Consider the following 13,586-nt stretch of genomic DNA (forward strand, 5'->3'; position numbering starts at 1 on the left):
AGGTCCGGAAGGCCCGGTGCAACTTACCTGAGGACAGGTATTGGAGGAGCGGGGTGTCCGGGCCAAGAATGAAGGAAAGTTCCCTTCCCTTGGAATCCACCTCGCTCACGCCCTGGAGACCCCATGAAATACCTCGACGATATCCGTGACATCCGTTTCAACCTCCTCGAATGGCTGGATCTGGACGCTGTGCTGAAGTCAGAGCACTACCAGGAAGTTGACCGAGAGCAGCTCGGCATGGTGCTGGATGAGGCCCTGAAGGTCGCCAAGGGCAGCGTCGCGGCCTGCAACGAGACGGGAGACCGGGTCGGTGCCCAGTGGGACAACGGAAAGGTCACGTTGCCGGAAGGGTTCGCGGAAGCTTTCCGGGACCTGGCCTCGGGGGGCTGGATCAGCGCCACCATGAGCCCCGAGTTCGGCGGTATGGGCCTGCCGGAATCCGTCGGAACCGGCATCAGTGAGTTCCTCATGGGGGCGAATACGGCGCTGGGCCTCAAGGTGCTGCTCACCCGCGGGGCCGCCCACCTCATCGAGACTTTCGGCAGCGATGACCTGAAGGCGGTGTACTGCGAAAAGATGTACACCGGCGAGTGGACCGGCACCATGTGCCTCACTGAGGCCGGGGCCGGCAGCGACCTGGGTGCGCTCACGACCAAGGCCGTGAAGCAGGCCGACGGTTCGTATCTCATCAGCGGCGAAAAGATCTTCATCACCAGCGGCGATCACGAACTCACGCCGAACGTCATCCACGCAGTGTTGGCCCGTACGCCGGATGCACCGGCGGGTCCCAAGGGCCTCAGCCTCTTCGTGGTGCCCAAGGTGCGTGTGAACGCCGATGGCAGCCTTGGTGCCCCCAATGACGTCGCCTGTGCAGGCATCGAGCACAAGCTGGGCATCCACGGTTCGCCCACCTGCAGCCTGGTGTTTGGTACCAATAACGGCAGCCAGGGCTTCCTCCTCGGTCAGGAGGGGCAGGGCCTGGCCCATATGTTCCTGATGATGAACGCCGCGCGCTATGAAGTCGGCGTTCAGGGTCTGGGCAATGCCTCCGCCGCGTACCATGCCGCCCTCGCCTATGCGAAGGAACGTCTGCAGGGCCGCGCGCCCAGCGCAGGCAAGGGCGGTGGACAGTCCCTCATCGTCGAACATCCCGACGTGCGGCGGATGCTCCTCATGCAGTCCGCCTACGTGCAGGCCATGCGGGCCCTCGTGTCCTACACCGCCTGGTGCATGGACATGGCCCATGTCTCCGAAGGGGAAGAGAAGGACCGCTGGCAGGGCCTGGTCGAGTTGTTCACGCCCGTCTGCAAGGCCTGGTGTTCCGATTGGGGTTTCCGGGTGACGGAATGGGCGCTACAGACCTTCGGCGGCTATGGCTACACCATGGAGTATCCGGCCGAGCAGTACCTTCGCGACTGCAAGATCGCTTCCATCTATGAAGGCACCAACGGCATCCAGGCCCTGGATCTGGTGGGTCGCAAGTTCAGGATGCAGGAAGGCCGCCCCGTGAAGGCCCTGATGAAGCTGGTGGGGACCACCGTCCAGTCTCTGGCTTCGGACCCGGTGCTGGGCCCCTCCGCCCGCCAGCTGGGGGAAGCCGCGAAGGCTCTTGGCACCGTGCTCCAGGAGATCCCCGTCCGCGAAAACGCCGCCCTGCTGATGGGTCTTAACGCTGTGCCCATGCTGGATATGGTCGGCCATGTGGTGGCCGGCCACCTCCTGCTCCAGCAGGCGGCGCTGGCACAGGGCAAGCTCGCCGCGCTCCTGCAGGAACGGGGTGTGGATGCGGCCGATCCCAAGGCCCTTCGGGCCCTCCTGGCCGACAGCCGCGATGCTGCGTTCTACCAGAACAAGGTGCAGTCCGCGATCCACTTCGCCCACCGCGGCTTGCCCCTCGTGGCCGCCCAGGCCGTGGCCCTCCAGGCTGGCGAAACCGCCCCCATGGAGGCGATGTTCTAGCTGACGCCGACAAAGAGCTCGCTCAGCTTTGTCTCTGAGTGTCGACCACCGCAGTCCAACCGGAGCCTGGGGTGAAAAATGAAAAACCGGGGCCAGGCGATAACCGCCCGGCCCCGGTGGCACGGTGGATACTTCCTGGTCGACCTACTGGGCGGGTTGAACGACGGTGTTTCCATCAAGGTTGACCGCGGTCTGCGCCAGCAGCCTGCCATTGATCGAGGCACCCGTGTGGAGGGTGACTGCCGTCTGGCTCAGGACGACCCCTTCACAATGGGCTGTGGTGCCGATATCCACGAGGCCACTGACCTGCCAGAAGATGTTCTTGGGCAGGGCACCGCCAGTCAGGAGGATTCTCGTGGCGCTGCTCATGGTCAGGTTCTGGGCAATCTGGAAGATCCAGACATCCGTCGCACTGCCGCTGAGGGTGACATCCGTCGGAATCAGGAGGCTGGTTCCCCATTTGTAGACACCAGGGGCGAGCGTCATCCCTCCGATGTTTCCAGCGCCCAATTCGGCGACACTGGGCGCCCGGCCTGCCGCATCGGTGAACGCGGTCCCCATGTCACTGACGGCTGTGGTCAGATTGGTCGGGGTGGGCACTGCGTAGTCAGCCGCAAACACCTTCCCCGTGACTTGCGGGCTGGTCGAGAACACATTCGTCGAATCCGCAGTCAACGAGAAGCCTGTGATGTAGCTGGCCGCGGCTGGGCTGACGCCTAGGTTTCCCGTGATGGCGGAGGTCGGTACGGTGGAAATCCCGGTTTTCGCCAGGACCACATAGGTGCCGGCCGTCCCAAGGTTCACGGGAAGCGCGGCCGCCACGGTCGTGCCAGTGGTAAAGGTCCAGGTGAGCTTCGCCGCGAGGGCCATGCCCATGGTGCTCTTGACCGCGGTACTGATCGTCGCGGTGAACGAGCTGTTGCCGGCAAGGGGTGTGCTTGGTGTGAAGTAGGCTTTCGAATTTCCGTAGATCACGGTGCCCTGAACCGGGGTTGCCGCCGCCCCGGTGGTCAGGGTGAAGGTGCTGCCGGTGAGGGTGGCACCATCCATCGGCTCGCTGAACGTGACGCTGATGTTTCCGTTGATGGGAACGTCGGTGGCACCGGTGAGGGGAGTATGGGAAAGGACCGTCGGCGTGCCTGTGGTTGTGCCAAGCCGTGCGGAGGAACCCCCGCTGCTGGAGCTCCCGCAGGCGACCAACGAGAACAGCAGCAGAAACGCGGAGGCCGGTTTCCAAAGGGGCATTTTCGGATCCATCATCATCAGGATTCTCTCTTGGGGGTGTGGTGAGGGAAGAAGGTGGGGATGCGTCGCCCACCAGAGGTGGGGCGCTCCGAACACATCAACCAATGCACTTTCCGTTCCATAATGTAAGTTTATCATTTTAAATATTTAACATTGACCTACTGATTGAATGAAGTTGAACGCTCAATCACAATGAGCCATCACATCCTTCATTTTGAAGGAGTGAGGTAGTCAGAATGAAGGAGGCGCTCCGCCACCTTGATCGAATCCAGCCTTGAAGGTTGTATGTTTAATTTATTAAAAGTTGCAAATAAAGATAGTTAATTGTAGGCGTGATAATTGCTCCAGACATCCCATGTGCTTGGAGCAACACCTGAAATGACCCATCCATACCTTTCCCGCCTCCCGTTGGTGTGCTTGCTGGGGTACGTGCCCCTCAGCCTTCACGCGCAGGAACTCACCCTTTTCGCCGGGGCCATGAAGGCGACTGACATCAAGCAATCGAGCTATTCCTACCAGTTGGAGTACCGCCAGGATTTCTACCAGAACCTCGCCGCCTCGGTCGCCTATCTCAACGAGGGCCATGTACCGGAGCATCACCGTGATGGGTATGTGGTCGAGGCTTGGGGCCGTCTCCCCACGCCCCACAACCATTTCTCGATTTCACTCGGTGCGGGTGCCTATTTCTTCTATGACACTCAGGTGCTGCCGACTGGTGGTTCGGCTGATGTTCATGGCACGGCACCCATCCTCAGCGTCACCGGCACGGGGTACCTGTCGAATCGTTGGTTCTACAGCCTCGCCCTGAACCAGATCCTCCCGGCGCATGAATTGAAGGTGACGACCGCGACCCTGGGGATCGGCTATTGGTTTGGGCGCAACGAAAAGCCCACACCCGGTCAATTCGGCCACGGACTGGATGAGAAGGCCGCCCTGACCGGAAACGAACTGACGGTCTTCGCGGGCCAGAGTGTGGTGAACACCTTTCGAAGTCAGTCAGCCCGCGCCTACGCCCTTGAATTCCGCCGTGGCATCATCCGGCATGTGGACTGGACGGCCACCTTCATCTACGAAGGCAACCCGGAGATTGTCCGTCGCAGCGGTCTGGCGCTGCAGGGTTGGGCTGTGAACAATTTCTTCCAGGACCGCGTGACCGTTGGGATCGGATTTGGTCCCTACATCTACATCGATCGCAAACACCCGGCCGATGCGGGCAACATCAATCCGGCGGCCATCACGCCCCTGGCTTCGCTCAGCCTCTCCACACGCCTCACCGACCGTTGGAATCTGCGCCTCATGGTTGACCGCGTCACGAGCAGCTACAACCGCGATGCCGACATCATCCTCCTGGGGCTTGGTCCCCGCTGGTGACGACAAAGTTCAGGACCTGAATGGTTCAGAGCGACCGCAGTTCTGGGCACCGATGAGGTCATTCTCCGACAAGCGAACGGCGGTCCGAAGACCGCCGCAGGTACTGAGTGGTGGACCTGATCAGGATCGAACTGACGACCTCTGCATTGCGAACGCAGCGCTCTCCCAGCTGAGCTACAGGCCCACGAATCTCCAGTCTACCCGGCCTGAGGTCCGCGTCAATGCTTGGCCTTGTAGAACAGCGGCCGCCCGATGGAGCGGCCGCTGACAGGGACCGAGTTTGAAATTACATGAGGGCCTGCATGATCTTGTCCAGCTCGGCGGGGCTGGGCTTGAGCAGATCCTCGCCCAAGGTGGCCAAGGGCTCGTCCACCAGGTTCAGCACCTCGGGGAGGGGCGGCTGGGTGGGGTTGATATAGAGCAGGCCCGTGAGGAACTCGCCCTTGGCCATGGACTCGTGGATGGCCTTCATGGCGCCAAAGCGGTCCGTGGGCTCGTAGCCTTCGTGAATGGCCTTGATGGCGACCTTGGAGCCGTCGGGGAAGGTGACGATCTCAGTCTGGCCCGCGGGAATCTCCACTTCCTCCACCTCGGAATACTGGATGAAGCCGAGATCATGGAGGGGAAAGTCATGGTCCTTCACGTGCTTGTAGGAGCGGGTCGAGGCGTCATGGTTGTTGAAGGTGACGCAGGGGCTGATGACGTCGAGCACCACCGTGCCCTGGTAGGCGAAGGCAGCCTTCAGGATGGCGTTCAGCTGCTTGGGGTTGCCCGAGAAGCTGCGTGCCACGAAGCCGCAGCCCAGCTCGATGGCCAGGGTGCAGGGGTCGATAGGCGGGAAATCGTTCACGGCGCCGGACTTCAGGTGGGAACCCTTGTCGGCGGTGGCGGAGAACTGGCCCTTGGTGAGGCCATATACCCCGTTGTCCTCGATGATATAGATCATCGGGATGTTGCGCCGCACGGCATGCACGAACTGGCCCATGCCGATGGACATGGAATCACCGTCGCCAGAGACGCCGATGTTGATGAGGGTGCGGTTGGCGAGGGAGGCGCCGGTGGCGATGGAGGGCATGCGGCCGTGCACGCTGTTGAAGCCCCAGCCCTGGTTGATGAAGTAGGCGGGCGTCTTGGAGGAGCAGCCGATGCCGGAGTACTTCGTGACCCGGTGGCCCTCGATGCTGGATTCAAAGGCGGCGTTGATGATCTGGGCGGTGATGGAATCGTGGCCGCAACCGGCGCAGAGCGTGGACTTGGAGCCCACGTAGTCCTGCTTGGTGAAGCCGAGCTTGTTGGTGGGAGCGGCGGGAACCGGAGCGGAAGGGGTGGCGGTGGTCATGGTCGGCTCCTCTTACTTCTGCTCGAAGGCGGTGATCTGGTCCACGATGCACTTGGCGTCGATGGCGTAGCCGTCAAAGTGCAGAACACTCTTGAACTTGGTGGCGTGCTCGGGATAGGTCTCTCGGAAGAGGTTGGCCAACTGGCCGTCCCGGTTCTGCTCGACCACATAGACCACCTTCTTTTCCTTCACGTAGGTATCCACCTCGGCGGTGAAGGGCAGGGCCCGCAGGCGCAGGTAGTCGGTCTTGAGTCCGCCCTCGGCCAGGACGTCTTGGGCCTCGATGACGGCGGGATCGCTGGAGCCGAAGGCCAGCACGCCCTTATCCGAGCCTTGGTTGCGGAACACGGGGCCCGGCACGAAGGACTTGGCTGTTTCGTATTTGCGCTTCAGGCGGTCCATCACCTCGAGGTAGTCCTCGGGCTTTTCGGAGTACTGGGCGTAGGCGTTGTGGCCTGAGCCACGGGTCAGGTAGGCGCCCTTGCCGCCGGGGGTGCCGGGCAGGCTGCGGTAGGGGATGCCGTCGCCGTCCACGTCCTTGTAGCGGCCCCAGTCCTTCACCTCGGCCAGCTGTTGCTGATTGAGCACCTTGCCGCGGTCATAGGGCTTGGCGGGATAGGTGAAGGGCTTGGAGGCCCAGTTCTGCATGCCCAGATCCAGGTCGGTGACGACGAAGATGGGAGTCTGGAACTTCTCGGCCAGGTCGAAGGCGTCGTAGGAGAACTGGAAGCACTCTTCCATGGTCCCTGGGTAGAGGTTGATGTGCAGGGTGTCGCCATGGCTGCACTTGGCGCAGAGCTCCACGTCCGACTGCTGGGTGCGGGTGGGGAGGCCCGTGCTGGGGCCCGTGCGCGCCACGTTGAAGAAGACGCCGGGAGCCTCGACGTAATAGCCCAGGCCGATGAACTCGCTCATCAGAGAGATGCCGGGGCCGGCCGTGGACGTCATGGAGCGGGCACCGGCCCAGCCGGCGGACAGCACCACGCCGGCGGAGGCCAGTTCGTCCTCCATCTGCACGATCGCGACGGTGGACTTGCCGGTCTTGGGATCCTTGCGGTACTCATCCGCGTATTCGATGAAAGTCTCGACCAGGCTCGAGGCGGGGGTGATCGGGTACCAACCCACCACGGTCACGCCAGCGAATAGGGCGCCCAGGGCGCAGGCCTCGTTGCCGTCGATGATGATGAGCCCCTGCGTCTTGTTATCGCGCACGACCTTGATGTGGTCCTGGTCCTCCAGGTTCTCCATGGCCCAGTCATAGCCGGCCATGCAGGCGGTCTGGTTAAGCTCGATGGCCTTGGTCTTGCCCTTGAGCTGCTTGGCGATCGCCTTCTTGACCTCCTCCATGTCGATGCCGAGCAGGCGCGCGGCCACACCGACATAGATCATGTTCTTCACGAGCTTGTGCAGCTTGGGCTCGGGGCAGGAGGCCGTCACGAGCTTCTGGAAGGGCACGGGGGTGTAGGCCAGGTCGCTGCGCAGCTTGTCGAGTTGCAGGGGCTCGTCATAGATCACGAGCGCGCCGGGATCGGCCTTGGCGATGTCCTCCTTGGCCGTTTCGGGGTTCATGAGGATCAGCATCTCGTTGCTGGCCTTGCGGGCTACGTAGCCCTGGGCGCTGGCGCGGATGGTGAACCAGGTCGGAAGGCCCGCAATGTTGGAAGGGAAGAGGTTCTTGCCGCTGACGAATACGCCCATCTGGAAGATGGCGCGCAGCAGAACCGTGTTCGCCGTCTGAGAGCCTGATCCGTTGACCGTGGCCACCTGGATGGAAAAATCATTGATCCTGGTTTTCGCTCCTCCGGCGGGCGAGGGGGCGGCTAGGGCGGCAGTCATGTGACTCCTTTCGCATCGGGGCAATGGCGACGAAGAGGGCGTAAATACTAGGCTCGCCACAGCATCCGCTAGTATGGCAGAGGCCACCATGGGCATCCAGGAAAGGTGCTGAAACCTACATCTATGAAGGTCTGAAATAAAGCGAAAAAAAAGGGATTGACGACCTGTGGATCGACTCTTACCTTGGAAGCTATGAAAGCCAGCGATCTCACCAAACGCCAGCAGGCGGTGCTTAAGTTCATCCGCACCTTTGTGCAGGATGAGGGGCGAAGCCCAACCCTTGCGGAAATCGCCAAGGGGGTGGGTTCCAGTGCGGTGTCGACCATTCACAAGCACGTCCAGCACCTGATGGATAAGGGCTTCCTCGTCCGCAGCCACGGCAAGGGGAACAACCTGGTGGTGGCGGCAGGCTCGGCGCCCGAGGAGGCGGCTCCACGGGTGGAGCGCCAGGAACCCGCCAGCACCGTCCGGATCTTCCCCTTCTGCGGGGACGTGGCGGCCGGTTCGCCCATCCTGCCTGAGAGTCGTGCCCTCCCCATCGAGGTGCCGAACAGCATTCATCGCCAGAAGGAAGAACTGTTTGTACTCCGTGTCCGGGGCGATTCCATGGTGGATGACGCCATCCTCGACGGCGATTTAGTCGTCCTGCAGCGGAAGGGTGAATACCGGAATGGCGATCGCGTGGTGGCGCTCATCGACCAGGAGGAGGTCACCCTCAAGGAGTTCCGGCGCGATGCCAAGGGCGTCTGGCTCATTCCCCACAACCCCGAGCTCCAGCCCCGCTGCTATGCGCCGCAGAACATCGACATCCAGGGAGTCCTCGTCGGCGTCATGCGCAGCTGCTGACGTACCTAAGGCCTCGAACTGCGAAAGATGCTAAAGATCGCGAAACGCAGTGGAGATGAGCGCCAGGCCGTTCGCTGTCCGCACGCAGGGCGATTCGCTTTTTTCGGTATTCCTTGTTTTATCAGGTCAGCCCGACAGGCGGTCACGGATGGCCGCTCCCATCCCGGCGGTGCTCAAGCTGCCTCCCAGATCACGGGTTCGGGCGCCGTCGCGCATCGCCGCGGCCACCGCCCGTTCCACGGTTTCGGCTTCGGACTCCCAGCCCAGGTGCCGGAAGAGCAGGGCGGTGCTCAGGATCATGCCCACAGGGTTGGCGAGGCCCTTCCCGGCGATATCCGGGGCGGAGCCATGCACGGGTTCCGCCAGGACTGCGCAGCGGAAGGGCCGATGCGGGGCCCAGCTCAAGGAAGGTGCCGTACCCATGCCACCGGCGAAGGCCGCCGTGAGATCGCTGATGAGATCGCCAAGGTAATTGTCCGCGGCGATCACGCCGAAGGGGGCCGGATCCTGCACCAGGGCGCAGAGCAGGGCATCCGCGTGCATGCCGCGCGCGGGCACGTCCGGGTGGGCGGCCTGGAGGCTCTGGAACACCCGGACCCAGAGCCCGTGGCCATGCTTAAGCACGTTGGCCTTGTGGGCCAGGGTCAAGGCGCAGCCGCGTGCCTGCGCACGGGCGAAAGCGACTTCAAGCAGGCGGAGCACGGCCACCTCGGTATGCACCGCCAGATCCACGGCGCGCCCGGGTTCGGTGGATCCTTGGAGGCAGTAGGCCCCTTCGGTGTTCTCCCGGAAGACCTCAAGGTGGAGTCCCTGTCTGCTTAAGCCGGGCAGGGGCTGGCAGGGCCGGAAGTTCACCGTCAGTTCCAGGCCGCGGCGCAGGCGCAGCAGGATCTCCTCGGCATGGCGTCCATCCGGAATGCGTGGGTCCCCCACGGCCCCGAAGATTACGGCGTCGAACCCGTCGCGCAGATCGGCATAGGCCTCCTCGGGCAGCGTTTCTCCGGTGCTGAGGTAGTGGTCAGCACCATAGGAGAGGCGCACCGTCTCCAGGCGGTGGCCACGGCTTCGGGCCCAGTCGATGAGCGGCTCAGCTTCCGCCATGACCTCGGGTCCCACCCCGTCACCGGGAATGAGGGCGATGCGTGTCGTCACGTCCAAAATGGAGGGCTCCGTTTCTTGTTCCCTAATCCAAGCCGATGGTGCCACACTCCCTCCCCTTGGGAGGGGACCATGGTCCGGAGATGGGGAGTGATGATGGGATTTCTCACAATCTTCGGCATTACGTCTGCCGGGGAGATCACAGAAGGCATGAAAGCTCCGTCCTTTGAGGCTCGCGACCAGCACGACGCTCTGGTTCGCCTCGCGGATTTTCAGGGCAAGTCCGCGGTGGTGCTCTATTTTTACCCCAAGGACGACACGCCGGGCTGCACGGCCGAGGCCTGCAGCCTGCGGGACGGGTTCGCGGCGATCCAGGCAGCCGGCGCTGTGATTCTCGGCGTGAGCGCGGATAGCACACAGAGCCACAAGGCCTTTGCCGAGAAGTTCCACCTGCCCTTAAGCATCCTCGCAGATCCCGACAAGCGGATCATCCAGGCCTATGGCGTGAAGATGCCCCTGCTCGGATTCGCCAAGCGGACCACGGTCCTCATCGATCGGCAGGGGGTCATCCGAAAGATCATCCGCGACGTACGCACAAAGGACCACGACCAGCAGGTGCTGGCCCTCCTGAAGGCTCTGCCCGGGACCTGAGCGCGCACCCCGACCGGGGAAAACCCGCAATTGCATTGAGCCCGGGAGGTTTTCCGGGCTAAACTTTTTCTTCCCAAGAGGTTCAAGAATGGTGTTCTTCAACCACGCCACCCGGCAGATGACGGCGAAAATCGTCTACTACGGGCCCGGTCTGTGCGGAAAGACCACCAACCTCAACACCATCTACGGCAAGACGAGCCTGAAGGCCCGGGGCGAGATGGTGAGCCTCAACACCGAAACGGATCGCACGTTGTTTTTCGACCTGCTCCCCATGGACGTGGGGATGGTGGGCGGATTCAAGACCAAACTCCAGCTCTACACGGTGCCCGGTCAGGTGTTCTACAACAGCACCCGCAAGCTCGTGCTCAAAGGTGTGGACGGCATCGTGTTCGTGGTGGATAGCCAGGTACCCATGCTCGATGCCTGCCGGGAGAGTTGGCTGAACCTCGAAGAGAACATGCGGGAGCTGGGGCTGAAGCTGCAGGACATCCCGGTGGTGTTCCAGTGGAACAAGCGGGACCTGAAGAATGTGGTGCCGGTGGACGAGCTTGAAGTGGCTTTCAACCCCCGTGGTATGCCCAGCTTCCAGTCCGTGGCCTCGGACGGCACGGGCGTCTTCGAGACCCTGCGGGGCATCACCAAGCTGGCCCTGTCGCATATCAAGACTCACGTGCTCGGAGAAGCCTCCCCCGCGCCCAGCCCTGCGGCCCCCAGCGTCCAGGCGCCCACCGGGGGCGGGGCCCTCACCCTGTCGGACCTGCCTTCCATCACGGATCTGCTCGACATGGAAGGGTCGGCCCAGGCCGCCCCTGGGGGTCTGCCGCTGCCTGACCAGGATGACGATACCGGCATCTACATCGAAGCCCCCCATCTGCCGGAGCCCCCTTCGGAGGATGCCGCGCTCAGTTTCCTGGATGAGGGAATCGGGCCGTTCGACGCGGAGGCGTTCTCCGCCTTCCAGGCTGAGGACACGCCCACCGAGGCCTTGCCTCCGGGCCCTGAGGCACCTGCGCCCGGGGAGTACCATGCCTCTGTCCTTCCAAGTGTCCCCAAACCGGCGGGGAAAGCTGATCCTTTTGCCGCTTTCGCCTCGCTGAAGGTGGAAGGCAAGCGCCCCGCCCTCCGTCCCAGGAGCGCGGATCCCAAGGACGCCATTTCCTCGCTGCTGGACGAGCTGACTTCGGTAGGCCGCCAGGGTGCCCCCTCGGTGCTCCGGCTCGAGGTCCCCCCCGAAATGGAGGGCCAGGAGATCGAGATCCTCGTCCAGTTGCGTCACCGGGGGGAGGTGGTGGTCGAAGGTCAGATCACCCGTCCGGCTCCCGCCAAGGGCGGTACCGCCAAGCTCAGCGTCGAGCTGAAGCGGAGCTGACGTGAGCCTTCGCCTTCGCGGCCCCTGTCTCCTGGCCCTGCTTGCAGTCCCACTCACCGCGGCTCTGCCTGGATGGTGGATCGCCTTCCCCAAGGTGCCCGTCCTGGCCAGCCGCTTCCGCCAGGAAAGCGATAGCGCCGTGTTCGGAAAGATGGCCAGGGAAGGGAGCCTGCTGCTGGGGCGGGGCGGAAAGCTGAAAGTCACCTACGATTCCGGGCTGACCGTGACTTCGGACGGTCGTCACCTCGTGCAGTACGATCCGGACACCCGCACAGCCCAGCGGATTGAACTGGCTCGGGCCGTGCAGGACTTCCCCCTGCTGGGGATCCTGCTGGATCCTGCGCGGATCGCGACACTCTACCGGGCCGAATCGCTGGGCGGCGACGCGGTGAGGCTGGTCCCCCGGTCGCCGGAGGTGCCCGCGCTCAAGGCCACTGGCCGCAAGGGTCTGCTCCACACCCTCGAATGGACGGATCCCACCGGCGCGCACCAGCGGTTGGAACTCCTGGATGCCAAGACGCTGCCTCCGCCGGGGCCTGGCGCCTTCAAGCCCCAGGTGCCGGCGGGAACGCGCTGGGCGACCCCGAACGGCTGAAGGCCTATTCCGAACGACTGAAGGCGTCGAACCATTCAGGCTGGGGGAAGCGGACGCGGAGCCAGGCGTCCAGTTCCGGCACCCCGTCGAAGATGCGCTCCGCACCGGCTTGTTCCAGTTCTTCGTGGCTGCCGTAGCCCCAGCCCACGCCAATGGCTTCCAGCCCATGGTCGTGGGCCGCGGTCATGTCCACGCCGCGATCACCGATGAACACACCGCCGGGCCAGATGGAGCCCCGTTCCACGAGGCTCGCCAGCACTTCGGTCTTGGGCTGCCAGCGGCCTTTCAGGTTGCTGCCGAAGATATCGTCGAAGATGAGGTTGAGGTCGAACTGATAGGCGATGCGACGGGCGAAGAGGGTGGGCTTGGCGGATACGATGTAGATACGGTGGCCTTGGCGCTTCAACCGGTGCAGCAGGTGGAAGACACCGGGATACAGCTCATGCTCGAAGACGCCATCCTCCCGGTAGCGCTCCCAGTAGAAATCCAGGGCGTCCTCCAACCGGGCCGGATCTTCAAGGCCCTTGAGCGTGGCGAGGGATTCGCGCATGCCAAAACCGATCCAGGCGCGGACCGCTGCCTCGTCTGGAAGCTGAAGGCTGAAGGCCTCACAGGTCTTCCGCACGCAGTTCCGGACCCCCAGCAGAGGATCCACCAGGGTGCCATCCAGGTCGAAGCAGACGAGGCCTGGGGTCTCCGGTGAGGTCATCGCCGGCTACTTCTTCTGCCGGTTGAAGGCTTCGATGGAGGCCCGCACGAAGGCATGGGCTTCGGCCTTGCCCCCCCATCCATCACTGGACACGCTCTTGCGCTCCAGATCCTTGTAGGTGAGGAAGAAGTGCTCCACCTCAAGCAGGAAGTGCGGGGGCAGATCCGTACGGGAAGTCACATGGGCATAAGTGGGGTCGTCCGTGGCCACGGCGAGGATCTTGGCGTCGTGCCCCTTGTCGTCGGTCATGCGGAGCAAGGCGATCGGACGGGCGCGGATCACCACGCCGGGATAGGTGGAGCCATTGATGAGCACCAGGATGTCCGCGGGATCGCCATCCTCTGCCAGGGTGCCGGGGATGAAGCCGTACTCGGCCGGGTAGTGGAAGGGCGAGAAGAGCACGCGGTCCACATGGACCAGGCCCGTATGATGGTCGATCTCGTACTTGATGCGGGACCCCGTGGGGATCTCGACGATGGCGTTGACGATTTCAGGCGCCTGCCTGCCGGGATCGAGGTTGACCAGGGACGACATGGGCGCTCCGCAAAGACACCTATTTTCACATGCC

The 13,586-nt window shown here is 63.2% G+C and carries 11 protein-coding genes, 1 tRNA gene and 1 pseudogene; 6 read left to right on the top strand and 7 right to left on the bottom strand.

The window, feature by feature from the left end:
- Positions 1-123 precede the first annotated feature (123 nt).
- Entirely contained in the window at positions 124-1,959 is a 1,836-nt protein-coding gene (locus tag NOV74_RS00505; RefSeq protein ID WP_257308339.1) for an acyl-CoA dehydrogenase, read from the top strand.
- 144 nt (positions 1,960-2,103) lie between these two features.
- Here NOV74_RS00505 and NOV74_RS00510 read toward each other — a convergent pair whose 3' ends face one another.
- The gene (locus NOV74_RS00510; protein ID WP_257308341.1) at positions 2,104-3,222 is read right to left on the bottom strand and encodes an ice-binding family protein; all 1,119 of its coding nucleotides are present in this window, start codon (positions 3,220-3,222) and stop codon (positions 2,104-2,106) included.
- A gap of 360 nt (positions 3,223-3,582) precedes the next feature.
- Between NOV74_RS00510 and NOV74_RS00515 the strand changes: the two genes are divergently transcribed.
- Entirely contained in the window at positions 3,583-4,575 is a 993-nt protein-coding gene (locus tag NOV74_RS00515; protein WP_257308342.1) for a hypothetical protein, read from the top strand.
- 108 nt (positions 4,576-4,683) lie between these two features.
- Here the strand turns inward: NOV74_RS00515 and NOV74_RS00520 are convergent.
- From NOV74_RS00520 to NOV74_RS00530, 3 genes are all read right to left on the bottom strand, one after another.
- A tRNA-Ala gene (locus tag NOV74_RS00520) sits at positions 4,684-4,759 on the bottom strand.
- 102 nt (positions 4,760-4,861) lie between these two features.
- Positions 4,862-5,914 (bottom strand): 2-oxoacid:ferredoxin oxidoreductase subunit beta, encoded by a 1,053-nt coding sequence (locus NOV74_RS00525; RefSeq protein WP_257308344.1) that lies wholly within the window; start codon positions 5,912-5,914, stop codon positions 4,862-4,864.
- A gap of 12 nt (positions 5,915-5,926) precedes the next feature.
- Positions 5,927-7,750, bottom strand: coding sequence for a 2-oxoacid:acceptor oxidoreductase subunit alpha (locus tag NOV74_RS00530; protein WP_257308347.1), 1,824 nt, complete (start codon positions 7,748-7,750; stop codon positions 5,927-5,929).
- 192 nt (positions 7,751-7,942) lie between these two features.
- On the opposite strand from NOV74_RS00530, the gene lexA reads away from it, so the two are divergent.
- Complete coding sequence (lexA, locus tag NOV74_RS00535; protein WP_257308349.1) at positions 7,943-8,596, top strand: transcriptional repressor LexA; 654 nt, start codon at positions 7,943-7,945, stop codon at positions 8,594-8,596.
- A gap of 126 nt (positions 8,597-8,722) precedes the next feature.
- On the opposite strand, the gene NOV74_RS00540 is transcribed toward lexA, so the two are convergent.
- Complete coding sequence (locus tag NOV74_RS00540; protein ID WP_257308351.1) at positions 8,723-9,748, bottom strand: isocitrate/isopropylmalate dehydrogenase family protein; 1,026 nt, start codon at positions 9,746-9,748, stop codon at positions 8,723-8,725.
- 156 nt (positions 9,749-9,904) lie between these two features.
- On the opposite strand from NOV74_RS00540, the gene NOV74_RS00545 reads away from it, so the two are divergent.
- The 3 genes and pseudogenes from NOV74_RS00545 (at position 9,905) to NOV74_RS00555 (ending at position 12,309) form a co-directional block, all read left to right on the top strand.
- Entirely contained in the window at positions 9,905-10,345 is a 441-nt protein-coding gene (locus NOV74_RS00545) for a peroxiredoxin (RefSeq protein WP_257308353.1), read from the top strand.
- Between the two features lie 88 nt (positions 10,346-10,433).
- Positions 10,434-11,009: pseudogene (locus NOV74_RS15405) on the top strand (GTP-binding protein); the annotation flags it as partial.
- A 706-nt stretch (positions 11,010-11,715) separates the two neighbouring features.
- A complete protein-coding gene (locus tag NOV74_RS00555) occupies positions 11,716-12,309 on the top strand; it encodes a LolA family protein (protein WP_257308358.1) in 594 nt (197 codons plus the stop codon).
- 4 nt (positions 12,310-12,313) lie between these two features.
- Here NOV74_RS00555 and NOV74_RS00560 read toward each other — a convergent pair whose 3' ends face one another.
- Positions 12,314-13,018, bottom strand: coding sequence for an HAD hydrolase-like protein (locus NOV74_RS00560; protein ID WP_257308359.1), 705 nt, complete (start codon positions 13,016-13,018; stop codon positions 12,314-12,316).
- A 6-nt stretch (positions 13,019-13,024) separates the two neighbouring features.
- Positions 13,025-13,552, bottom strand: a complete 528-nt coding sequence (locus NOV74_RS00565) for an inorganic diphosphatase (protein ID WP_257308361.1) — start codon at positions 13,550-13,552, stop codon at positions 13,025-13,027.
- Positions 13,553-13,586: the final 34 nt, after the last annotated feature.

The sequence above is a fragment of the Geothrix fuzhouensis genome, assembly GCF_024609325.1.
GTDB classification, from domain to species: domain Bacteria; phylum Acidobacteriota; class Holophagae; order Holophagales; family Holophagaceae; genus Geothrix; species Geothrix fuzhouensis.

Bases quoted from the DNA above. Each gene is read 5' to 3' on its own strand.
- NOV74_RS00505 (WP_257308339.1), top strand. From the start codon at position 124: ATGAAATACCTCGACGATATCCGTGACATCCGTTTCAACCTCCTCGAA.
- NOV74_RS00510 (WP_257308341.1), bottom strand. From the start codon at position 3,222: ATGATGATGGATCCGAAAATGCCCCTTTGGAAACCGGCCTCCGCGTTT.
- NOV74_RS00515 (WP_257308342.1), top strand. From the start codon at position 3,583: ATGACCCATCCATACCTTTCCCGCCTCCCGTTGGTGTGCTTGCTGGGG.
- NOV74_RS00525 (WP_257308344.1), bottom strand. From the start codon at position 5,914: ATGACCACCGCCACCCCTTCCGCTCCGGTTCCCGCCGCTCCCACCAAC.
- NOV74_RS00530 (WP_257308347.1), bottom strand. From the start codon at position 7,750: ATGACTGCCGCCCTAGCCGCCCCCTCGCCCGCCGGAGGAGCGAAAACC.
- lexA (WP_257308349.1), top strand. From the start codon at position 7,943: ATGAAAGCCAGCGATCTCACCAAACGCCAGCAGGCGGTGCTTAAGTTC.
- NOV74_RS00545 (WP_257308353.1), top strand. From the start codon at position 9,905: ATGAAAGCTCCGTCCTTTGAGGCTCGCGACCAGCACGACGCTCTGGTT.
- NOV74_RS00560 (WP_257308359.1), bottom strand. From the start codon at position 13,018: ATGACCTCACCGGAGACCCCAGGCCTCGTCTGCTTCGACCTGGATGGC.
- NOV74_RS00565 (WP_257308361.1), bottom strand. From the start codon at position 13,552: ATGTCGTCCCTGGTCAACCTCGATCCCGGCAGGCAGGCGCCTGAAATC.